The 19,504-nt window shown below is 71.9% G+C and carries 20 protein-coding genes and 1 pseudogene; 10 read left to right on the forward strand and 11 right to left on the reverse strand.

Annotated features, from left to right (window positions below):
* The first annotated feature begins 93 nt into the window (after positions 1–93).
* Positions 94–1,449 carry a DUF2254 domain-containing protein gene (locus tag ACIBUY_RS24390; RefSeq protein WP_365575885.1) on the forward strand — a complete coding sequence of 452 codons (1,356 nt, stop codon included), beginning with the start codon at positions 94–96 and terminating at the stop codon, positions 1,447–1,449.
* A 54-nt stretch (positions 1,450–1,503) separates the two neighbouring features.
* On the opposite strand, the gene ACIBUY_RS24395 is transcribed toward ACIBUY_RS24390, so the two are convergent.
* Positions 1,504–2,493 (reverse strand): alpha/beta fold hydrolase, encoded by a 990-nt coding sequence (locus ACIBUY_RS24395; protein WP_399153688.1) that lies wholly within the window; start codon positions 2,491–2,493, stop codon positions 1,504–1,506.
* Positions 2,494–2,693: 200 nt separating this feature from the next.
* Here ACIBUY_RS24395 and ACIBUY_RS24400 point away from each other — a divergent pair, with 200 nt between their 5' ends.
* The gene (locus ACIBUY_RS24400; protein WP_399153689.1) at positions 2,694–3,320 is read left to right on the forward strand and encodes a helix-turn-helix domain-containing protein; all 627 of its coding nucleotides are present in this window, start codon (positions 2,694–2,696) and stop codon (positions 3,318–3,320) included.
* Here the strand turns inward: ACIBUY_RS24400 and ACIBUY_RS24405 are convergent.
* The 4 genes from ACIBUY_RS24405 to ACIBUY_RS24420 form a co-directional block, all read right to left on the reverse strand.
* The gene (locus tag ACIBUY_RS24405) at positions 3,308–3,847 is read right to left on the reverse strand and encodes a GNAT family N-acetyltransferase (protein ID WP_365575881.1); all 540 of its coding nucleotides are present in this window, start codon (positions 3,845–3,847) and stop codon (positions 3,308–3,310) included. The genes ACIBUY_RS24400 and ACIBUY_RS24405 overlap by 13 nt on opposite strands.
* Before the next feature lie 69 nt (positions 3,848–3,916).
* Complete coding sequence (locus ACIBUY_RS24410; RefSeq protein ID WP_399153690.1) at positions 3,917–4,819, reverse strand: NADP-dependent oxidoreductase; 903 nt, start codon at positions 4,817–4,819, stop codon at positions 3,917–3,919.
* Positions 4,820–4,885: 66 nt separating this feature from the next.
* Positions 4,886–5,059: a hypothetical protein gene (locus ACIBUY_RS24415; RefSeq protein WP_365575877.1), complete on the reverse strand. Its 174-nt coding sequence runs from the start codon at positions 5,057–5,059 to the stop codon at positions 4,886–4,888.
* A gap of 113 nt (positions 5,060–5,172) precedes the next feature.
* Positions 5,173–5,517 (reverse strand): cyclic-phosphate processing receiver domain-containing protein, encoded by a 345-nt coding sequence (locus tag ACIBUY_RS24420; protein ID WP_365575875.1) that lies wholly within the window; start codon positions 5,515–5,517, stop codon positions 5,173–5,175.
* A gap of 155 nt (positions 5,518–5,672) precedes the next feature.
* Between ACIBUY_RS24420 and ACIBUY_RS24425 the strand changes: the two genes are divergently transcribed.
* The 6 genes and pseudogenes from ACIBUY_RS24425 to ACIBUY_RS24450 all read left to right on the forward strand — a co-directional run bounded on the left by ACIBUY_RS24425 (position 5,673) and on the right by ACIBUY_RS24450 (position 10,135).
* A complete protein-coding gene (locus ACIBUY_RS24425) occupies positions 5,673–6,509 on the forward strand; it encodes a hypothetical protein (RefSeq protein WP_399153691.1) in 837 nt (278 codons plus the stop codon).
* A gap of 408 nt (positions 6,510–6,917) precedes the next feature.
* The gene (locus tag ACIBUY_RS24430) at positions 6,918–7,316 is read left to right on the forward strand and encodes an ester cyclase (protein WP_365575871.1); all 399 of its coding nucleotides are present in this window, start codon (positions 6,918–6,920) and stop codon (positions 7,314–7,316) included.
* Entirely contained in the window at positions 7,316–7,723 is a 408-nt protein-coding gene (locus tag ACIBUY_RS24435; protein WP_365575869.1) for a nuclear transport factor 2 family protein, read from the forward strand. The genes ACIBUY_RS24430 and ACIBUY_RS24435 overlap by 1 nt, the downstream gene beginning before the upstream one ends.
* Positions 7,724–7,826: 103 nt before the next feature.
* On the forward strand, positions 7,827–8,519 hold the full coding sequence (locus ACIBUY_RS24440) for a DsbA family oxidoreductase (protein WP_365575867.1): 693 nt from the start codon (positions 7,827–7,829) through the stop codon (positions 8,517–8,519).
* Positions 8,520–8,724: 205 nt separating this feature from the next.
* Positions 8,725–9,708, forward strand: a pseudogene (locus ACIBUY_RS24445) (IS481 family transposase).
* Between the two features lie 10 nt (positions 9,709–9,718).
* Positions 9,719–10,135: a VOC family protein gene (locus tag ACIBUY_RS24450; protein WP_399153692.1), complete on the forward strand. Its 417-nt coding sequence runs from the start codon at positions 9,719–9,721 to the stop codon at positions 10,133–10,135.
* Here the strand turns inward: ACIBUY_RS24450 and ACIBUY_RS24455 are convergent.
* Entirely contained in the window at positions 10,084–11,043 is a 960-nt protein-coding gene (locus ACIBUY_RS24455; protein ID WP_399153693.1) for a GlxA family transcriptional regulator, read from the reverse strand. The two genes, ACIBUY_RS24450 and ACIBUY_RS24455, sit on opposite strands and share 52 nt — an antisense overlap.
* Positions 11,044–11,086: 43 nt before the next feature.
* Here ACIBUY_RS24455 and ACIBUY_RS24460 point away from each other — a divergent pair, with 43 nt between their 5' ends.
* Positions 11,087–12,664 (forward strand): MFS transporter, encoded by a 1,578-nt coding sequence (locus ACIBUY_RS24460; protein WP_399153694.1) that lies wholly within the window; start codon positions 11,087–11,089, stop codon positions 12,662–12,664.
* Here ACIBUY_RS24460 and ACIBUY_RS24465 read toward each other — a convergent pair.
* Positions 12,648–13,124 (reverse strand): GNAT family N-acetyltransferase, encoded by a 477-nt coding sequence (locus ACIBUY_RS24465; RefSeq protein WP_399153695.1) that lies wholly within the window; start codon positions 13,122–13,124, stop codon positions 12,648–12,650. The two genes, ACIBUY_RS24460 and ACIBUY_RS24465, sit on opposite strands and share 17 nt — an antisense overlap.
* Positions 13,125–13,361: 237 nt before the next feature.
* On the opposite strand from ACIBUY_RS24465, the gene ACIBUY_RS24470 reads away from it, so the two are divergent.
* A complete protein-coding gene (locus tag ACIBUY_RS24470; protein WP_399153696.1) occupies positions 13,362–14,531 on the forward strand; it encodes a serine hydrolase domain-containing protein in 1,170 nt (389 codons plus the stop codon).
* 23 nt (positions 14,532–14,554) lie between these two features.
* On the opposite strand, the gene ACIBUY_RS24475 is transcribed toward ACIBUY_RS24470, so the two are convergent.
* The 4 genes from ACIBUY_RS24475 to ACIBUY_RS24490 all read right to left on the reverse strand — a co-directional run bounded on the left by ACIBUY_RS24475 (position 14,555) and on the right by ACIBUY_RS24490 (position 19,449).
* Positions 14,555–16,195, reverse strand: coding sequence for a PucR family transcriptional regulator (locus ACIBUY_RS24475; protein ID WP_399153697.1), 1,641 nt, complete (start codon positions 16,193–16,195; stop codon positions 14,555–14,557).
* A gap of 136 nt (positions 16,196–16,331) precedes the next feature.
* Complete coding sequence (gene menC / locus ACIBUY_RS24480; RefSeq protein ID WP_399153698.1) at positions 16,332–17,438, reverse strand: o-succinylbenzoate synthase; 1,107 nt, start codon at positions 17,436–17,438, stop codon at positions 16,332–16,334.
* Positions 17,435–18,334 carry a GNAT family N-acetyltransferase gene (locus tag ACIBUY_RS24485; protein ID WP_399153699.1) on the reverse strand — a complete coding sequence of 300 codons (900 nt, stop codon included), beginning with the start codon at positions 18,332–18,334 and terminating at the stop codon, positions 17,435–17,437. The genes menC and ACIBUY_RS24485 overlap by 4 nt, the downstream gene beginning before the upstream one ends.
* Entirely contained in the window at positions 18,331–19,449 is a 1,119-nt protein-coding gene (locus ACIBUY_RS24490; protein WP_399153796.1) for a M20 family metallopeptidase, read from the reverse strand. The genes ACIBUY_RS24485 and ACIBUY_RS24490 overlap by 4 nt, the downstream gene beginning before the upstream one ends.
* Positions 19,450–19,504 lie beyond the last annotated feature (55 nt).

The following is a 19,504-nucleotide window of genomic DNA, read 5'->3' on the forward strand; positions in this document are numbered from 1 at the left end:
AGGCTCGTGGCGTCGTTGATCCACACCGCGCCCCGCGCGCCCGTCGATCGACCCCGCAGGCCGTGACGGCCCAGATCTCCAGGACGGTGCACCGTGCCCACCCCGTCTTCACGCTGGCGCCGCACCCGGCGTCGGCTGCACGCCCGCCCGGTGTGGCGGCTGCCGCTGACCCTGCTGGCCGCGGGCGTCCTGCTGGCCTGGCTGCTGCCGTACCTCGACCGCGTCCTGGCCCACTGGGAGCACGACTACGACGAGGCGCTCTTCCCCGAGGTCGACGGTGGCGCGATGTCGAACCTGCTCAGCGCGGTCGCCGGCGGAATGATCACGCTGACCGGTCTGGTGTTCACGGCGATCACCCTGGCCATGCAGTTCGGTTCGGCGCAGTTGTCGCTGCGGGTGGTGCCGATGCTGCGCGAAGACCCCATCATGCGCTGGTCGATCGGCACGTTCCTGGCCACCTTCGTCTACACGTTGCTCATCTCGGTACGCCTCGCCGTACGGGAGGAGGACTACCGGCCCGTTCTGTCCATGCTGTTCGCCATCGGCCTCTCGGTGGTCTGCGCGCTGCTGGTCCTGGCCCTCGTCACCCGCGTCACCGGCGTGCTCAACTCCGGCTATCTGCTGCGCTATCTGGCCGCCGAGGGCCATGAGGCGGTCCGGCGCGCACACCCGCGGGTCACGGCCGACGACCCGGAAGCGGCGCCCCCGCACCAGGACGCCGCCGAGCACGCCGCCGAACCGGCCGTGATCCGCCTCGGCACCGTCCCGCGTCAGGGGCAGGTCCTGCTGTCCTTCGACGCGCGTCGGCTCGAGGAGTACGCGCGCGAGACCGGCGTGGGGCTCGAACTGGTCCCGGCCGTCGGGGACTTCATCGCCCGGCAGGCGCCCCTGTTCTTTGTGTACGGCCCTGTCGAGCACATCGAGCAGATCGACCGGGAGACCCTGATCGGCTGTCTGCTCTTCGGTGACACGCACGGCGCCACCACCGACCCCGGCGGAGCGCTGCGCGCCCTGGTCGACGTCGCGCTCAAGGCGCTGTCGCCCGCGGTCAACGACCCGGGCCGCGCGGTCCAGGCCCTCGATCACATCGAGGACCTCCTGATGGTGCTCGCCCCCGTCCTGCACGAACCCGCGTCCACGACCGGCCGCGGCGCCTTCCGCTACCGCACCCGCTCCTGGGCGGACTACGTGTGCATCGCCACCGACGAGATCCGCCACTTCAGCGGCACAGCGCTCCAGGTGCAGCGACGGTTGCGCGCGCTCTACGCCACGGTGGCACTCGCGTGCGCGCCCGAGCAAAGGGCACCGCTGCGCGCACGCGTCGCCGCGCTGGACGCAGTCGCCGACGCCCAGTGGCCCGAGGAACTCGACCACCGCCTGGCCCGCCGCCCCGATCCGCAGGGCCTCGGCTCCGAGAACGGCAGCGTCACGCTCGTGCGCGACGCGTGACGCGTGACGCGTGACGCGTGACGCGGTGTGCCGGGGCGATGCCGGTCGCTGAGTTCACTGCCCGGACACTGCCGAGAGCCAGGACACCAGCAGCCGGTTGACCTCCTCGGGGCGTTCCTGCTGGAGCCAGTGGCCGCAGTTGTCGAGGAGGTGGGAGGAGACCAGGGCGGGGAGCGTGGCGGGGTAGGCGTCGATGGCGTCGGTCATCCAGGTCGTGGAGGCGTCGAGGGTGCCGCCGATGAAGAGGGACGGCTGGGTGAGGGGGGCGCCGTTGAACGCGGCGAGGTCTTCCCAGTCGCGGTCCATGTTCCGGTAGCGGTTGAGCGCTCCGGTCAGGCCGGTGCGCTCGAACTCCCCGGCATAGTGGTCGAGTGCGGTCTCGGTGAGCCAGGAGGGCAGTGGGCCCTTGGGGAACCTTTCGCGCAGGGTGCCGCCCGCGGCTACGAAGTGCGGGTCGGGCTCGCCCGGCGCCGGCATCGTGTCGGCGGACAGAGCGGCGTAGAAACCCGCGAGCCAGCCGCGTACGTCGGGTTCGATCTCCGCTTCGGCCCGGCCAGGCCGCTGGAAGTACGAGACGTAGAACTCCTCGTCCCCGCCCATCCCCGCGAAGACGTCGCTGGGGCGGGGGCCGCCGGGCGGGGCGTAGGGGACGCTCAGCAGGCCGACCGCGTGGAAGACGTCGGGGTGGAGCAGGGCGGAGGTGGCCGCGATGGAGGAACCCCAGTCGTGCCCGATGATCACTGCCGTCTCTTCGCCGAGGGCGCGGACGACGGCGAGGTTGTCATCGACGAGGGCGCGCATCCGGTAGGCCTCGGTAGCCGTCGGCTTGGAGGAGCGGCCGTAGCCGCGTACGTCGAGTGCCACCGCCCGGTGTCCGGCCGCGGCGAGTGCCGGAAGCTGGTGGCGCCAGGAGTACCAGGACTCGGGGAAGCCGTGGACGAGCAGGACCAGCGGGCCGGTCCCCTGCTCGACGAGGTGCAGCCGTCCTGCGGGGGCGTCGATCGTGCGGTGGCGCGGGCCTGCGGTGGGCGTGGGACGGTGCATGGCTTCTCCTCGGCTTCATGGTGACCACGTGCTTCCTGGTGACCACGTGCTTCCTGGTGGCCGCGGGCTCCCTGCGGACCAGGGGGGTCCCTGCTGACCACGCGTCCCCTTGATCATGCGGTGCGGCGGCGGGGAACACGACGAAGCTTGACACTTTGGCAAACTTGCAGGCAGGGCGCGTGAGGAGAGGGCAGGACGGGATGCCGGACGAGCTGACGGACGAGATGGCGGAGGACGACGAGATCGCTGGTGTGCTGGCCGCCATCGGGCCACGGCTCCGGGCCGTGCGCGAGCGGCGCGGCGAGACGCTCACCGACGTGAGCCGCGCGTCCGGCATCGCCCTCAGCACGCTGTCCCGGGTCGAGCACGGTCGACGCAAGCCGCATCTGGAACTGCTGCTGCGCCTGTCGAAGGCGTACGGCGTCTCCTTGGACGAGTTGGCCGGCACGGCTCCTGGCCCGGCTCCCGTTACGGCTCGGTCCGTGGACGACAAGGCAGTTCTGCCGCTGACCCGCTACGTAGGGGGCCTGCACGCCCACAAGCACGTCCTGCCCGCCGTCGACGAACGCCCCTCGCGGCCGCGCCAGAAGTCGCACGAGGGGCATGAGTGGCTGTGCGTGCTGTCGGGGCGGCTGTGGCTGGCGCTCGGTGAGCACGATCTCGTGCTGACCGCCGGGGAAGTCGCCGAGTTCGACACACGCACGCCGCACGGAGTCGCGAACGCGGGGCTGGGCGCGCCCGTCGAGTACCTGGTCATGTTCGGGCCGCAGGGGGAACGCCCCCGGGCGCGCGTGAAGCCGTCGGCGGACCGGGGTCACGCCTCCTGAACGGGGATCTCGAAGACGAACGCGATGCCCTCGCTCTCGTTCCCCTTCTCCCCGACGCGCGTGAAGCCGAAGCCCGCGAGAGTGGCCAGGGAGGCTTCGTTGTCGGAGCGGATCGTGGCGCGCACGGTCCTGACACCGGGTTCGGCGGCGGCCCGGTCGAGCAGCGCTCTCACCATCGCGCGGGCATAGCCCCGGCGGCGGTACGGGGGCACGACGGTGTAGCCGATCTCGAGCACGCCCGCCTCGTCCGGCGGCCCGTGGAAACCGGCGTCGCCGATGACTGTTCCGTCCGGCTCGGACACCACGGCCCGGGTGAGCCAGGGAGCCGCGGAGGGGTCCCGGTCGAGCTGGTCGGCGCGGTAGCCGAAGATCCACCGGGCCCGTTCGCCGACGAAGTGTTCGTCCAGGTCGACTCCGGCCTCGGCGCTGCCGCCGGCCAGGTCGCCGTCGGCGAGGGCCCGCAGCGCCTTGGCGTTGAGCTCGACGAAGCGGATGCGCCGGGGCGGGGAGAGAGATTCGCTGTTCATCGCGGTGATGGTCGCCCGGCACCGCGCGGCTGTCCACCGGTTTACGGCCGCGAGGTCGCGGTGGCGGCGTCAGTCGATCAGGAGGACGAGCTTTCCGCGCCCGTGGCCCTGTTCACCGACGCGGTGCGCCTCGGCTACCTCGGCGAGCGGGAACGTCCGCGCGACGGGGAGCGAGAAGCGCCCGGCCTCGATCAACTCGCCGATCTCCGCCAGGACATGGACGGCGCGGCCGGAGTCGCCGCGGCTGAAGGTCACCCCGTGCTCCCGCGCGCCCGCGAAGTCCGCGATCGTCACCACGTGCTCCGGGCCGCCCGCGAGTCCGACGAGTTCGGGCAGGACGCCACTGCCGGCGACGTCCAACGCCAGGTCGACGCCGCCGGGCGCGAGGGCGCGTACGTGCTCGACGAGGCCCTCGCCGTAGGCCACGGGTTCGGCCCCGAGCGAGCTCAGGTACGCGTGGTTCGCCGGACTGGCGGTGCCGATGACGCGGGCACCGCGCGCCACGGCGAACTGGACCGCGGAGCTGCCCACGCTTCCGGACGCGCCGTTGACGAGCAGCGTGACTCCGCCCTTGACGCCGAGTTGGTCGAGCGCGCGCGTCGCCGTCTCGATGGAGGCGGGCAGCGCGGCGGCGCCGGCGAAGTCGAGCGACGCCGGGATCCGCGCGTAGGTGGACAGCACCGCGGACTCGGCCTGGGCGGCGCCCTGCGTGGAGAAGCCGAACACGCGGTCCCCGACGGCCACGTCCGTGACGCCCTCGCCGAGCTCGTCGACCACGCCCGCCGCCTCGTACCCGAGGGTCTGCGGGAGTTCCTCGTCCATCAGCCCCTGGCGCTTCTTCCAGTCGCTGGCGTTGACTCCGGCCGCGCGCACCGCGATCCGGATCTCACCGGGCCCCGGGTGCGGCTCCGGGAGCTCGACGATCTCGAGGACCTCGGGGCCCCCGAACCGGTCGAACCGGACCGCCTTCATCCTTCGCTCCGCTCTCGGCGCACGGGGTGTCGTCGCACGCCGCTACAGGACGTGCAGGTCGACGATTCAGGCCTGCTCGTCGGGGTTCGCCTCATCCTCGTCGCGGAGCGTACCGGGCTTCTCCTCGGCGGACTCCCGCCCATCGGACTTCTTCCCCGTGAGCTTGTCCTCGCGGTCGTCGGAGATGTCGCGGGCCTTGTCGTGCGCCTGACCTCGGTACTGGTCGAAGATGCTGCCCATGGGAGGCGCTCCTCTCGCGGAGTCGGGTTCGTCCCCTCCACCTCACGCTACGACCGGCCTGCGCACCCCGCACCGTCAAGGTTCACCGGCCGTGTCCACGCGGATACGCGTGCTCACGCCACTGCGCGCCGCACACGGTAGTCCCAGCGGGTCAGGGAGCGGACGACGGTCTGCGCACCGATGGGGTTGGCGCTGTGCACGAAGACCGTTCCGATACGGAAGGGGCGTCCGTGAAAGGCCGCTTCTTCCAGGAGGGTCACCACGGGCAGGATGCTGTCGGCTCCGCCCAGGTCGTGATCGAGCCAGAGCTCGTCGATGAAGGTCTCGCGGTGCTCCTCCAGGAGCCGCACGCCGTCGCTGCTGGTGCGGGCGATCCGCGTCGCTCGCGGCAGGGGGCGCAGGTCGTCTATCCCGAGGATGACGGGGGCCGCTGCGGGTGGGTCCTGGTCCTGGTGCACCCGGTCATCCTGTCAGGCGGGACTTTGGTCCAGCCGGTCGGGACGTTCGGGCGCACAGGGACGCTTTACGTGCCCTTTAGGTTTGCGGTGTCGATGCGGTGCCGCCCCGTGCGAGGGCTCGAGGTGGGCCGCCTCCCTGATCTGGAGCACCTCCCATGCGCACCCGTCTGCTGCGCGGCACCGCCGCCGGCCTCGCCGCCTCGTCCCTGCTGTTCGCCGCCGCGTGCGGGGGTGCCGCAGAAGCCGAGGAGAAGCCCGCGCCCAAGGCGTCGAAGGCACCCGCCGATCCGAAGGCGAAGTCGCTGTCCGCCGCCCAGGTCTCGGCCGCGCGCCTGCTGGTCGGCGACCTGCCGACGGGGTGGTCGAACGCCGACGGCCAGGACGAGGACGGGGACGGGGACGGGACGGCCGTCGAGGGCGAGTTCGGGCGGGCGGACAAGAAGAGCTGCCAGCCGATGGTCGACCTGCTCAACGGCAAGGTCGGCAGCGCCGCGACCGCCCAGGACGGTTCGTCGTTCGAGGGGCCCGACGCGGGCGAGTACGGTCCCGCCCACGTCTCCGTGGAGGTCGGAACGTTCGCCCCGGGCAAGGCGGCGAGCACCGACAAGGGGTTCACCGACGCGGTGGCCGCGTGCGACTCCAGCTTCCACACGACGATGGACGGGGCGCAGCTGAAGGTGCACGTCGGTCAGCTGTCGGTCCCGAATGTCGGCGACGCCGCGCAGGGTGCCCGCCTCACCATGGCGATGCCCGAGACCGACGAGTACGAGGGCACGGAGATGACCATCGACCTCGCCCAACTGCGCTACGGCCAGAGCCTCGTCGCCGTGATGTACATGGGCAGCGGCACGAACGACGCCGAGTCCTTCGGCACGATCCTGCGCAAGAGCGCGCAGAAGCTCGCGGACGTCACGGACGGGAAGATCAAGCCGTCCACGGCGGACAAGTCCCGTGCCCGTGACAACGAGGGCGAGCAGCGCGAGAGCGCCTGAGCGGGCGCCGCCGTGCGTTCCCCGTCGGTGTGGGGCTAGATGTATTGGTCACGAGCGTTGTTGACACCTACGTGATCGCTTCTGGGCAGCTGGGAGGACTTGAGTGGCCGGGGGCCAAAGGTCCGGGGATCACGGGACCATCGGCAAGTTGCGCGGGTCCGATCAGCTTGTACCTTGGAAAGTGCGTCAGGAGATCGCCGCAGGTATTGCGGTAGATCCTGTCGTACAGGCGCTCTGCGCCTGGCAAGAGAAAGTAGAACCAGCGTCGGCCCGCCTGCCCAGGCCGCCATTTCAGACGCGAAGGGCACACCCAGTTGATCACATCCTGGGTTCCCTGGTGCTACTCACAGCTCGATCCTCACTTCAGCTCCGTCACCTGGGACCCCACCCAGAAGACGGAGTTTTCCCATGTCTGAGCAGACCCAGCTCGAGCGCAACAAGCAGATCGTCGTCGACTACTACCAGACGGCTTTCGGCGGCGACCCGGAGAAGGCCATCGCCGACCACTTCGGCCCGGTCTACATCCAGCACAACCCGGACGCGGCCGACGGCCCGGAAGCGTTCATCGGCTTCGTCCAGTGGCTGCGCGGCGAGTACCCGAACGTGCAGCTGAGCATCAAGCGGATCATCGCCGAAGGCGACATGGTTGTCACCCACTCCCACCTCGACCTGGAGCCGGGCAACCCCGAGAACCCGGGCCGGGCACTCGCGGACTACTTCCGCCTGGAGAACGGCAAGGTCGTCGAGCACTGGGACGTCATCCAGGAAGTCCCGCTGAAGGCCGCCAACCCCAACGGCATGTTCTGATGCCCACGTCGGACACCGGCCAGTCGCCGGTCGAAGTGGTGCGCCGCCAGTACGTCGCGGCCGCCACCGGCGACCTGACGGCTTGGCGCGAGGTGGTCGCCGAGGACATCGAGTGGACCGAGTCGGCGGGCTTCCCGCTGGCGGGCACCTACCGCACCCCCGACGGCGTCGTCGCCGGCGTGTTCGAGCAACTCGCCGCCGCCTGGGAAGGCTGGACCACCCACGACGACACCTACATCGCCGACGGCGAGCGGGTTGTGGTGCTAGCCCGTTACAGCGCAATCAACAAGGCCACCGGAAAGGCGATGGAGGCGCGCGTCGCGCACTCTTTCATCGTTCGCTCCGGCCAGATCGTCCGCATGGAGCAGATCGTGGATTCCGCCGCGGTCCGCGCCGCTATGGCCTGATGCCCGCACCGCCTGGGACGCCCCTCAAGGCGCCCCAGGCAGGACCCGTCCGGACCGCAGGGACAACTTCCGTCCCTTTCTGCCCATCCAGGGAGAACCCCTTATGCGTATCGATTTCTGGGCCGACGTCATCTGTCCCTGGTGCTATCTGGGTCACGCCCGGCTGCGCACCGCGCTCGACCGCTTTCCGCACCGGGACGCTGTGCGGGTGGTGCACCGCTCCTTCGAGCTCGACCCTGGCCGGGCCAAGGGGGATGTCAATCCGGTGCCCTCCTTCCTGACCGCGCGTTACGGCCCGGACGCCGCGGCCATGGACGAGCGAGTTGCACGCATCGCCCATGGCGAGGGACTGGGCTATCGCACCGACCGTCAGGTCGGCAGCACGCTGGATGCCCACCGACTGCTGCACTGGGCCGGCGAACAGCACCGCCAGGAGCAACTGCTGCAGACCGTGATGCGGGCCAACTTCGCCCAGGCGCGCGACATCTTCACGCTCGAAGGGCTGCTCGCCATCGTCGGTGAGGCGGGGCTCGACGCGGCAGAGGCGACCGCGGCGCTCGCCGATCCGCAGCGGTATCTCGCACTCGTACGAGAGGACGAAGCCGAGGCCGTACGGCGCGGAGCCCGCGGCGTTCCGTATGTCGTCATCGATGACACCTTCGTCGTCGAAGGCGGGCAGAGCGCGGAGGCGTTCCTACGCGCGCTTGAGGCGGCGTGGGCCGAGTCGTCTCAGGCCATGGCCACACCTGCGGCCGAGGGCATGTGCACGCCGGAGGGGACCTGCTCAGTCCCGTAGTAGATCCGATCCGACCACATGGCCGGTCCACCTGCTGCTTCCGGACCGACCGGGCTCACACAGGGACGGATTCGCCGAGTGCCGCGTAATGAGGAGGCGCCAAGTACGGCGCCTCCTCAACTCATTTCCCGTGTTGCTCTGCCACTGGCCGGCTTCGTGCACCTGGCACAGCACCCTCAACGTCCGCACCATCGCAGAGGTACGCGTGTCTCATCCCAATGCACGGTTGACCACTCATGGCAGACGGCTCCTGATCGACCGGGTCCGTGCCGGCAGACCCGTCGCCCACGTCGCCGACGAAATGGGCATCTCCCGCACCACCGCCCACAAGTGGGTTCGCCGCTGGCGAGCCGAAGGCGACGCGGGCCTGCACGACCGCCCAAGTCGGCCGCGGACAACACCGCACCGCACCCAGCCGACATCGAGAACCGCATCTGCGCGCTACGGCGCGAGCGCAAACTCGGTCCCGCACGCATCGGCCCGATCCTGGGCATACCCGCTTCGACAGTCCATCGCGTCCTGACCCGCCGCGGCCTGAACCGGCTGCGCTGGATGGATCGGCCAACCGGCCAAGTGATCCGCCGCTACGAACGCGCACGTCCCGGCGAGCTCGTCCACGTCGACATCAAGAAGCTCGGCAACATCCCCGACGGCGGCGGCCACCGCATCATGCCCCGCCAACAAGCCCTCGCCAACCGGCAGGCCACGACCAGTACCCGCAAGGGCGGCAGCCCCGTGATCGGCTACAGCTTCATCCACACAGCCATCGACGACCACTCCAGGCTCGCCTACAGCGAGGTCCTCACCGACGAACGCAAGGAGACCGCCCGCCGCCTTCTGGCGACGCGCGAACGCCTTCTTCACCGCGCACGGCATCACCGTCGAACGGGTCCTCACCGACAACGGATCCTGTTACCGATCCCGGCTGTTCGCACAGGCCTTGAGCGCCACAGGCATCGTCCACAAGCGCACCCGTCCGTACCGTCCACAGACAAACGGCAAGGTCGAACGCTTCAACCGCACCCTGCTCGACGAATGGGCCTACCTGCGGCCCTACACCTCGAACACCGAACGAACCGCAGCCCTGGCAGACTTCCTCCACACCTACAACCACCACCGCTGCCACACCGCACTCGATGGACACTCACCCATCAGCCGGGTTAACAACCCTGCGGGTCAATACAGCTAGAAAGGACCACATGGAACTCACTCAAGTGCGCCTGCTGGTCTCGGACTTCCCCGCCGTCTACCGCTTCTACCGCGACGTGCTGGGGCTCAAGCCGCAGTTCGAGGCCGAGCACGGCCCCTACGCGAAGCTGAGCCCCGACACCGGGAACTGCGCCGTCGCATTGCAGGACCGGGCCCAAATGGCGGGCGTGCTCGGGCAGTTGGGGACGGAGCCCGAGGGGTATCGCGCGCTCGTGGTGCTGCGGGTGGAGGACCTCGACGCCGCCCATGCCGAACTGGGCGCGCGGGGCGCGGAGTTCGTGAAGGCACCGGGCCCGATGGGCGAGCGGATGCGCGTCGCCTACCTGGAGGACCCGGAGCGGAATCTGATCGAACTTCAGGAATGGCTCGCGCTCCGCGAGGAGTCGGCGCGGAACGCGCGACGGTAGGCGGCCGGAGTGGTGCGCAGCGACTCGTGGAAGCGGCGCCGCAGATTGACCGCGGAGGAGAGGCCGACGCGGCGCGCGATGGTCTCCACGGGCAGGTCGGTCTCCTCCAGGAGCGCCCGGGTGGCGTCGATCCGGCGGTCGAGGAGCCAGCGGCCGGGGCTGATGCCCAGCTGTTCGGTGAAGCGGCGGGTCAGGGTGCGGGCCGAGACCTGTGAGCGCAGTGCCATCTCGGCGACGCTGACCGGCTGGTCGAGCCGCCCGGACAGCCAGTCGAGGAGCGGGGCGAGGGAGTCCGCGACCGGTCCGGAGGTGGGCAGTTCGGCGTACTGGAGCTGGCAGCCCTCGCGGTGCGGCGGCATCACCAACTGCCGGGCGACCCGCAGCGCGTAGGCGGCTCCCTGGTCGTGGCTCACCAGGTGCAGGCAGAGGTCCACGCCCGCCGCAGAGCCCGCGCTGGTGGCGACGTCGCCGTGGTCCACGTACAGGACGGCGGGGTCGACGTGGACGCGCGGGAACCGGGTGGCCAGTGCGGCGGCGCCGGCCCAGTGGGTGGCGGCCCTGCGACCGTCCAGGAGTCCGGCGGCGGCGAGCACGAAGGTGCCGGAGCAGAGGCCGACGATGCGTGCGCCGCGCTCGTGCGCCCGCCGGACCGCGTCGACCACGGCCGGGGAGGGCTCGGTGCCAGGCGGTTGGTCCCAGCCCGGTACCAGCACGGTGTCCGCACGCTCCAGTGCGTCGAGGCCGGCCGTGACCAGCATGTCGTAGCCCGCCTGGGTGCGGACCGGGCCGGGGAGTTCGGTGCAGATGTCGACCGCGTAGCGGGCGGGGATCGCCGGGCCGTGGTCGCCGAACACTTCGGTCGCGCAGGCCAGGGGGAAGGTCGACTGCGGGGGCTGCAGCAGGGCCACGACCCGGTGCGGCGCAGGGGACGTGGGCCGCGAACGAGGCGCCGTGACGCGCGTCGAGACGGGCGTCGAAGCGGGCGTCGTGACGGACGTCGAAGCGGGCGTCGTGACGGACGTCGAAGCGGGCGTCGTGACGGACGTCGAAGCGGGCGTCGTGACGGACGTCGAAGCGGGCGTCGAGGCAGGAGCCATGGCGTGGGTCATCGCAGGCGTCGTCCCGGGCGTCGTCCCGGGTGTCATCGTGTGCGGCGTCGCGTGCGTCATGGCGCGAAAGTACCTCTTCATGTCGTTCAGGACACTGGGTTCGCCTATTGGTCCAGTCCAACATCTCTCTGTGACCCTCTCACCGACACACACCGCCCGGGCCGAACAGCCCGTCGCCCGCCCCCCGTTGTGGGACCGGCGCTTCACGCTCTACTTCACCGCCCGCGCGGTCTCGCTGATCGGCGACGCGATGATGCCGGTGGCCGCCGCGCTGGCCGTCGGCGCACTGTACGGAGTCTCCGGAGTCGGCCTCGTCCTCGGCGTGTGGACGGGGACGTTCGTGCTCCTGGTCCTGTTCGGCGGGGTGTTCGCCGACCGGTTCGGGGCCCGCCGGATGATGGTCGGCGCGGACCTCGTCCGGGTGCTGACCCAGGGCGTGCTGGCCGCCGCGTTCTTCGCCGGGCCGCCCCCGTTCTGGCTCCTGGTGACCATGGCGGCCGTGGCCGGTGCGGCCGTCGCGATGTTCCTGCCCGGGGTGAACGGAATGGTCCCCCTGGTCACCGACGAGCCGCAACGGGCCAACGCCACGCTGAAGGTGGCCGACGCCCTCGCCCATCTGCTCGGCCCGGTCCTGGCGGGCGTACTGATCGCGCTCACCAACGCCGGGACCGTGTACACGATCGACGCGGGCACCTTCGCACTCAGCGCCCTGTGCCTGGCGCTCATCCGCCTCGCCCCGTCGAGCCGGGCCGTCGAGGCCAACTCGCCCGCGCGCACCGGCAGTTCGCTGCGCCGCGATCTGCGCCAGGGCTGGCAGGAGTTCCGGGCCCGCACCTGGATGTGGGCGGTGATCCTGATCTGGATGGTCTACGGCGTGCTGGTCTTCGGACCTCTGGTGCCGCTGAGTTCGACGCTGATCGGCGACCGGCTCGGCCCGAACGCGTACGGTCTCGCGGTGTCCTTCCTCGGTGTGGGAACGGTGCTCGGCGGCCTGCTGGCCCTGCGCCTGCGCCCGGTCAGGCCGCTGGCCGCGGGGGCGCTGGCGATGGCCCTGTTCACGCTGCTGCCGTTGTGCGTCGCCCTGGACGCCGGACTGCCCGCGCTGCTGGCCGGGCACGCGCTCGGCGGCGGCGCCATGGCCTTCTGGTCGGTGATGTGGGCGACCAGCGTGCAGACCCACACGCCGCCCGCGGTCCTGAACCGGGTCACCGCCTACGAGCAGGCGGGCTCCGTGTCCGGGATCGCGCTCGGCCAGATCCTGGCGGGTCCCGCCACCGCGCTCGCCCCGCCCGGCCGGCTGCTGCTCGTGTCGGCGGGTGCCTGTGTGGCGGGCTGTGCGGCGTTGTTCGTGATCCCCGCGATCCGCACCCTGCGCCGCGCGGCTCCGCAGGACGATGCCGAGGTCACTCCAGCAGCGTGAGGAGCACCTCGTCGACGTCCTCGCCCCGCCCGTGTGCGAAGTCCCGCTCGCTGCCGGTGGTCACGAATCCGCAGGTCTTGAGGACATGGAGGGAGCCGCCGTTGTCCGCGGCCACACGGGCGTGCACCGGGCGCTGCGGCGCGAGGGCGAGCAGCGCGCGCAGCGCGGCGATGGCGGCGCCCCGGCCCCAGAACCGCCGCCCGATCCAGTACGTGACCTCGCGTTCCTCGGGCGGCCCGAACACCGCGACGTGGCCCACGACTTCACCGCTGTCGGTCACGACGGTGCGCAGGACGACCGTCGGATCCTGGCGGTTGCGCGCCCAGTGCGCCTCGAATCGCTCCCTGTCCGCAGGGTCCTCGGCGGTGAACGCCGCCATCCGGATCGCCTCGGGCTCGTTCATGTGGGCGAAGAAAACGGGCAGGTCGGAGTCGCTCACTTCACGCAGCAGTACATCCATCGAAGCCTCCTGGCCGACGATCGTGGTCGTGCCCGGGCGCCCATCGTCGGCGGCCCGCACCGCCAGGACCCTACCGGCTGTCCCACAGGCCGTTCGTTCCTCCGCATAAGCGCCGCTGCGCACGTTGTCGCGCACGACGAAGCTGCGGCCCCGGCGGTCGGCCTACCTTCCCGTCATCGCAGCAGACGACCGGAGCAGCAGACGACGAGAGCACGTGGACGACGAGAGGGGCAGCAGATGTCAGTGGGCAGAGTGCGGATCGGTGCGGCGGGGCTGGCGGCCGTGGCGATGCTGGCCGTCACCTCGGCGGGGGCGCCCGCGGTGGCCTCCGGCGGCACCGGCGGGACCGTGCACGCCGGGACGCAGGCGGCCATGGACGCCGCGGTGAAGGCCGGGGTGCCCGGGGTCGCGGCGCAGGTCAAGGACGGGATCTCGGTGTGGCCGGGGACATCGGGGGTGGGCAACCTCCAGACGCGGCAGCCGCGTTCGGCGTTCGACCGCTATCGGATCGGGAGCATGACGAAGACGTTCGTCGCGACCGTGCTCCTCCAGCTGGAGGCCGAGGGGAAGATCGATCTGGACGACCCGGTGGAGACGTGGCTGCCGGGCGTGGTGCAGGGCAACGGCAACGACGGGCGTCTGGTGAGCGTGCGGCAGCTGCTCGACCACACCAGCGGCCTCTTCAACTACGTCATGGATCCGGAGTTCCTGGAGAACGGCTTCACCGAGAAGTTCCTGGAGCACCGCTACGACACGTACACGCCCGAGCAGTTGGTGGCCATGGCCGTGCGCCATCAGCCGCTGTTCGCCCCGGGTGCCGGGTGGAGCTACTCGAACACGAACTACGTCCTGGCCGGGATGATCGTCGAGAAGGTGACGGGGCGTTCGTACGCGGACGAGATCGACCGCCGGATCGTCAAGCCGCTCGGCCTGTACGGCACGTCCGTGCCGCGCACCAACTCCTCGCTGCCGCAGCCGAGTTCACGTGCGTACTCGAAGCTGTCCCTGCAGCCGCAACCGGGCGGACAGGTCTACGACGTCACCGAGCTCAATCCCTCCGCGGCCGGTTCGGCGGGCGCGATGATCTCCGAGTCGGGGGATCTGAACCGCTTCTACTCCGCCCTGCTCGGCGGCAAGCTGCTGCCCGCGCGGCAGCTCGCGGAGATGAAGACCACCGTCGCCGTCCCGCCCGGTTCCGGCGCTCCCTTCACCGGGTACGGCCTGGGGCTGATGAAGTTCGACCTGTCGTGCGGGACGTCGGTGTGGGGGCACGGCGGCAACATCCAGGGGTCGGCGTCCGAGGCGGTCACCACGGCGGACGGCAAGCACTCCCTGGCCTTCAACTTCAACGGCGACTGGGCCGGTGACACCCAGTCCGTCCTGGAGGCCGAGTACTGCCCGCAGTGAGGCCCGCCGTCTGTTGCGCCGCCCTACGCGTCCGGGCGGCGCAGCAGGCGCAGTTGGAGCATGAGCGCGAAGCGGATGCCGGGGTCGGCGAGGTCGGTCTCCGCGACTTCGGTGGCCCGGCGCAGGCGGTAGCGGAAGGTGTTCTGGTGGACGTACATCGCCTCGGCCGCGGCGGGCACGTCGCCGAAGGCGTCGAGCCACGTACTGAGGGTGTCGGTCAGGTGCGAGTCGTGCAGGCGGTCGTACGCGAGGAGGCGGGCCAGCGGTCCGGTCGGCGGGTCGTCCCGCTCGGCCGCCAGGTCGGCGAGGTCGAGGAGCAGTGCCTCTACGTGGATGTCGCTGATGCGGGCGAGGCGGCGCGGGCCGCCGTCCGCGCGCAGGACGCGCAGGGCGCGGTCGGCCCCCTGCCGGGAGCGGGCCAGCGCGCTGCCGTTCGGTGCGGTGGGGCCGATGCCGATCAGAGGGTTCAGGCGGTCGCCGATGCGGGTGAGGAAGTCGGTGCCGATGCGGGCCGCGCGCTCCTCCGCGTCCGCCAGGTGGTGCGGCACGGGCAGGATGCCGTAGGCGACGTCGCCGATGAGGGCCGTGGCGGCGCGGGCGTGGATCGCGCAGAGGTGCATGGCGAACGCGTCGGCCAGGCGCTGTCGTTCGGCCGCGTGCTGGGCGTGCAGGTCGGTGGAGCCGGTGAGTTCGGGCGGGTCGGGCACCGTCAGGGCGAGGACGACACCGGCGTGGTCGGTCAGGCCGAGGCGGCCCAGTGCCTCGGCGGCGCCCGGGCCGCCTTCCAGGGCGGTGGAGACGAGGTCGGTGCGCAGCCGGCGTTCGACGTCGGCACCTGCCCGCAGGCGCAGCAGGTGCAGGGCCACCAACTGGGCGGCGTCGTGCAGGGCCCGGCCGCGCTCGGCGCTGAGCGGGGTGTGCGTCGCGGCCCAGATGGAGCCGAGGAACTCGTCCCCGGCGCGGACGGCGATGGCGGCGCGCGGGATGTGGAAGCCGTCGATCTCGGGCGGGACGACGTGGACGGGCCGGTCGCTGCGGTAGAGGGAGCGGAAGACGCCCTGGTCCTCGAGGAACCGCGTGAAGCGTTCCGGGACCTGGCGGCCGAGGACGGTCTCCACCCGGGAGGGGTCGGCCTCGTCCTGGCGGCCGGAGAAGGCGAGGACGCGGGAGCTGCGGTCCTCGATGGTGACGGGGGCGTCGAGGAGTGCGGCCACCGCGTTGGCCAGGGCGAACAGATCGCCGGACGGGGTGCCGCCGAGCGTCTGCGGACCCGCCTCGCCGATGTCGCCGTCCGCGAGCAACGAGCGCAGCAGTGCGGCGAGTTGGGCCCAGGAGGCGCCGCGGGTCAGCGCGAGCAGCGCGACGCCGGAGTGCCGCGCGGCCGCGGTCACCTCCGGGTCGTTCGGTGCGGGGGCGCGGACCACCAGGGCCGCCGCGCCGGTGTCGCCGAGGGCGGTGAGCAGCCGGGCGGTGTCGTGCGGCCCGTGGACGCCGATGCCGAGCACCAGGGCCCGGCGGGGCAGGACGGGTTCGTCGAGGGGGTCGTGGATGACGACGCCGCCGATCTCGTCCGCCGTGTCCGGGTCGCCGCACACGAGGTCGAGCAGGGTGGTCCCGAGGTCTTCCAGGACCCGGCTGAGGCTGGCCCTCGGCTGGGTGTTCACGGTGCCCGCTCCCCCTGTCGCGACGGTCCCCCCGGCCGGGGTCACGGCCGTACGTGGTCGGCGTGGACGGGATTGTGCGGCGTTTTCGTCGCCGGGCACAAGGGGCGCGTCGCATCCGCCCCGGGCGGTGCGGCCCTCACAGGGCGATCCACTCGGTGCCGACGGTGACCTCGTCGAGCGCGTCCGGGAGCGGGACCACCCCGATGCCCGGCCCGTCCGGCACCGGCAGGTGGCCGTCGGCCAGGACGAACGGCTCGGTGATGTCGGTGCGGTAGTAGCGGTCGGACGCGGAGGTGTCGCCGGGCAGGGTGAAGCCGGGCAGTGCGGCCAGGGCGACGTTCGCGGCGCGGCCGAGTCCGGTCTCCAGCATGCCGCCGCACCACACCGGGACGCCGTGCGCAGCGCAGACGTCGTGGATGCGGCGGGCTTCCAGGTAGCCGCCGACGCGGCCGGGTTTGATGTTGACGACGGCGCAGGCACCCAGGGTGATGGCCGCGGCGGCGGAGCGGGCCGAGGTGATCGACTCGTCCAGGCAGATCGGCGTGGTGAGCGTTCGGGCCAGCTGGGCGTGGCCGATGAGGTCCTCCTCCTCCAGCGGCTGCTCGATCAACAGGAGCCCGTACGGGTCGAGTCGGGCCAGGTGCCGCGCGTCGGCGAGGGTGTAGGCGGTGTTGGCGTCGACCTGCAGCAGCAGGTCGTCCCCGAAGCGTTCGCGCACGGCGCGTACGGGTGCGAGGTCCCAGCCCGGTTCGATCTTGAGCTTGATGCGGCGGTATCCCTCGGCGAGGTATCCGGCGACGACGTCGAGCAGGTGGGGCACCGAGTCCATGATCCCGACGGAGACGCCGCACGGGACGCGGTCGTGGACGGCGCCCAGTGCGCGCGCCAACGGCTCGCCGTGGCCGCGCAGTTCGGCGTCCAGGACGGCCGTCTCCAGGGCGGCCTTGGCCATCCGGTGTCCCCGCAACGGTGCCAGGGCCGGTGCGACGCCCGCCGCGTCGAGTTGCCGTCCGCCGCCCAGCGCGGGCACGAGGAAGCGGCGCAGCACGTCGGCGCAGGCGGCCGCGTACTCCGACGAGTAGCGGGGGTCGGCCATCGCGACGCACTCGCCCCAGCCCTCCGCGTCGGCGGTCTCCGCGCGCAGCAGCAGCGCCGTGCGGTCCGTCATGGTGCCGAAGGAGGTGCGGAAGGGGGCCACCAACGGCAGCCGGATCTCGCGGAGTTCGACGCCGGTGAGCTTCACGGTGTGTCCTTTCGTACGAGGAGGTACCAGCCGGCGCGGTCGAATCCCGTCACCTGCCAGCCGTCGGCGAGGAGTCCGCCGAGGACGTCGCGGACGGCGGAGCGCCAGGCCGCCGCGGACCGCGGGTCGCTGTGGCGCAGCCGCTCGATGTCCGCGGGCACGGCGACCAGGGCCATGGGGCCGGTCGCGGCCCGTGCGTGCGGGCGGCCGTCGGAGGTGGCGCCCAGGGCGACGGCGGCGTCGGGCAGTCGCCGTGCGCGCGGCGGGTGTCCGTGGCAGGCGGCGGCGACCTCGGGTGCGGCCAGGTGCCACTCGACGAGGAGGCGGTCGGTGTCGTCGGCGCCGTTGATGCCGTCGTTCATGGGGCCGTAGAAGTTGGGCAGGTACTGGACGGCCCGCCCGGCGAGTTTGCCGAGGTTGAAGTAGGCGTTGCGGCGCACCAGCGGGTCGAAGGTCCAGGACACGTGGCCCGTGCGCCGTTCCAGTGCCCAGGCGCGCTGGTGCGCCTTGAGGGCGAAGCCGACGCTGCGGCCGCGCATGCGGGCCGAGACGCCCGCGATGTGGCTGTGCAGGGAGCCGTCGGGCGGCGGTCCGAAGAAGCCGATGCAGGCGCCGACGAGGTCGCCGCCGTCGGCCGCGTCGAACGCGGCGGCGACGTAGCTTCCTGCCTTGTCCATCGCGCGCAGCAGCTCGGTGGTCGCGAGGCCGTTCTCGCCGGCCGGTTTCCAGATGCCTTCGAAGAGCCGGCAGGTCGCTTCCAGGTCGGGCAGGGCGCTGATGGGCCGCACGTGGCAGCCTGCCGCGCGGGCCGCCGCGGTGGCGGCGTCGAGGGCGTCGGCCGCGATGCGCTGCCGCGTCCCGGGGGCGAGCGGGGTGGCGGCGGGCGGGTTGGTCATCGGGCGCTCCTGTCGGCCACGCTCTTGTCCGTGCGGTCGGCGGTGCGCAGGGCGTCGATCAGGGCGGCCAACAGGGCGGTGCGGCGCGGGAGTTCGGCGACCAGGACGTGTTCGTCGTCGGCGTGTGCGCCGCCGCCCACCGCGCCGAGTCCGTCGAGGGTGGGGACGCCGATGCCCGCGGTGAAGTTGCCGTCCGACGCTCCTCCCACGGCGGCGGCCGACAGCGGTCCGATGCCCAGGTCGTCGGCGAGCAGCCGGGCGCGCCGGTACAGCGCGCCGGACGCGGCGGCCGACAGCGGCGGCCGGTTGGGTCCGCCCGTCACGTGGACGCGCGCGCCGTCGAGGGCGGGGCGCAGGCCGTGCAGGGCGGCGTCCACGCGGGCCTGTTCGGCGGTGTCACGGACGCGGACGTCCACGGCGAACCGCCCGTGGGCGGGGACGGTGTTGGTGGTGGTTCCGGCCCGCGACGACGTCGGCGTGACGGTCGTGCCCGCGGCGCTGTCGGACAGTGCGCACACGGCGAGGATCTGATGGGCGAGCTCGACCCCGGCGTTCACGCCGCGCTCCGGTTCCAGTCCGGCGTGGGCGGCCCGCCCGTCGACGCGTATCTCGTACAGGGACACGCCTTTGCGTGCCGTCTTGAGTGCGCCGCCGTCGGCGGAGGCCTCCAGGACCAGCGCGGCGTCGCAGCCGGCCGCCTCGGACTCGATGAGCGCGCGCGACGACGGCGAGCCGAGCTCCTCGTCCCCGGTGACCAGGAACGTCACGTCGTCGACGGGCCCGAGCGCGGCGAGCGCGTGCAGGCCCATCACCAGACCGGCCTTCATGTCGAAGCAGCCGGGGCCGCGCAGGATGCCGCCCTCGACCGTGAACGGGTGGCCGGTCAGCGAGCCGAGCGGCCACACCGTGTCGTGGTGTCCGAGGAGCAGGACGCGGCGTGGTCCGCCGCCCAGACGCCAGCGCAGGTGGGTGCGGCCGTCGAGGACGATCCGGTCGGGCTCGGCGCCGAGGTGCGAGGCGCCGAGGGCTGCGACCGCCTCGGCGCTGTGTGCCACGGCGGCGAGGTCGGACGACGGCGACTCGGTGCGCACCAGGCGTCCGATCTCGTCGACCATGGCGGGAAGTGCGGCGTCGAACCGGCCGACGCCGCTGTGCTGTTGGTTCACGTCA

The organism is Streptomyces sp. NPDC050085 (genome assembly GCF_044460595.1).
GTDB lineage: Bacteria > Actinomycetota > Actinomycetes > Streptomycetales > Streptomycetaceae > Streptomyces.

Excerpts from the sequence above, each read along its gene's own strand:
- ACIBUY_RS24395 (WP_399153688.1), bottom strand. The coding sequence starts at position 2,493 with ATGCACCGTCCCACGCCCACCGCAGGCCCGCGCCACCGCACGATCGAC.
- ACIBUY_RS24400 (WP_399153689.1), top strand. The coding sequence starts at position 2,694 with ATGCCGGACGAGCTGACGGACGAGATGGCGGAGGACGACGAGATCGCT.
- ACIBUY_RS24405 (WP_365575881.1), bottom strand. The coding sequence starts at position 3,847 with ATGAACAGCGAATCTCTCTCCCCGCCCCGGCGCATCCGCTTCGTCGAG.
- ACIBUY_RS24410 (WP_399153690.1), bottom strand. The coding sequence starts at position 4,819 with ATGAAGGCGGTCCGGTTCGACCGGTTCGGGGGCCCCGAGGTCCTCGAG.
- ACIBUY_RS24415 (WP_365575877.1), bottom strand. The coding sequence starts at position 5,059 with ATGGGCAGCATCTTCGACCAGTACCGAGGTCAGGCGCACGACAAGGCC.
- ACIBUY_RS24425 (WP_399153691.1), top strand. The coding sequence starts at position 5,673 with ATGCGCACCCGTCTGCTGCGCGGCACCGCCGCCGGCCTCGCCGCCTCG.
- ACIBUY_RS24430 (WP_365575871.1), top strand. The coding sequence starts at position 6,918 with ATGTCTGAGCAGACCCAGCTCGAGCGCAACAAGCAGATCGTCGTCGAC.
- ACIBUY_RS24435 (WP_365575869.1), top strand. The coding sequence starts at position 7,316 with ATGCCCACGTCGGACACCGGCCAGTCGCCGGTCGAAGTGGTGCGCCGC.
- ACIBUY_RS24440 (WP_365575867.1), top strand. The coding sequence starts at position 7,827 with ATGCGTATCGATTTCTGGGCCGACGTCATCTGTCCCTGGTGCTATCTG.
- ACIBUY_RS24450 (WP_399153692.1), top strand. The coding sequence starts at position 9,719 with ATGGAACTCACTCAAGTGCGCCTGCTGGTCTCGGACTTCCCCGCCGTC.
- ACIBUY_RS24465 (WP_399153695.1), bottom strand. The coding sequence starts at position 13,124 with ATGGATGTACTGCTGCGTGAAGTGAGCGACTCCGACCTGCCCGTTTTC.
- ACIBUY_RS24470 (WP_399153696.1), top strand. The coding sequence starts at position 13,362 with ATGTCAGTGGGCAGAGTGCGGATCGGTGCGGCGGGGCTGGCGGCCGTG.
- ACIBUY_RS24485 (WP_399153699.1), bottom strand. The coding sequence starts at position 18,334 with ATGACCAACCCGCCCGCCGCCACCCCGCTCGCCCCCGGGACGCGGCAG.
- ACIBUY_RS24490 (WP_399153796.1), bottom strand. The coding sequence starts at position 19,449 with ATGGTCGACGAGATCGGACGCCTGGTGCGCACCGAGTCGCCGTCGTCC.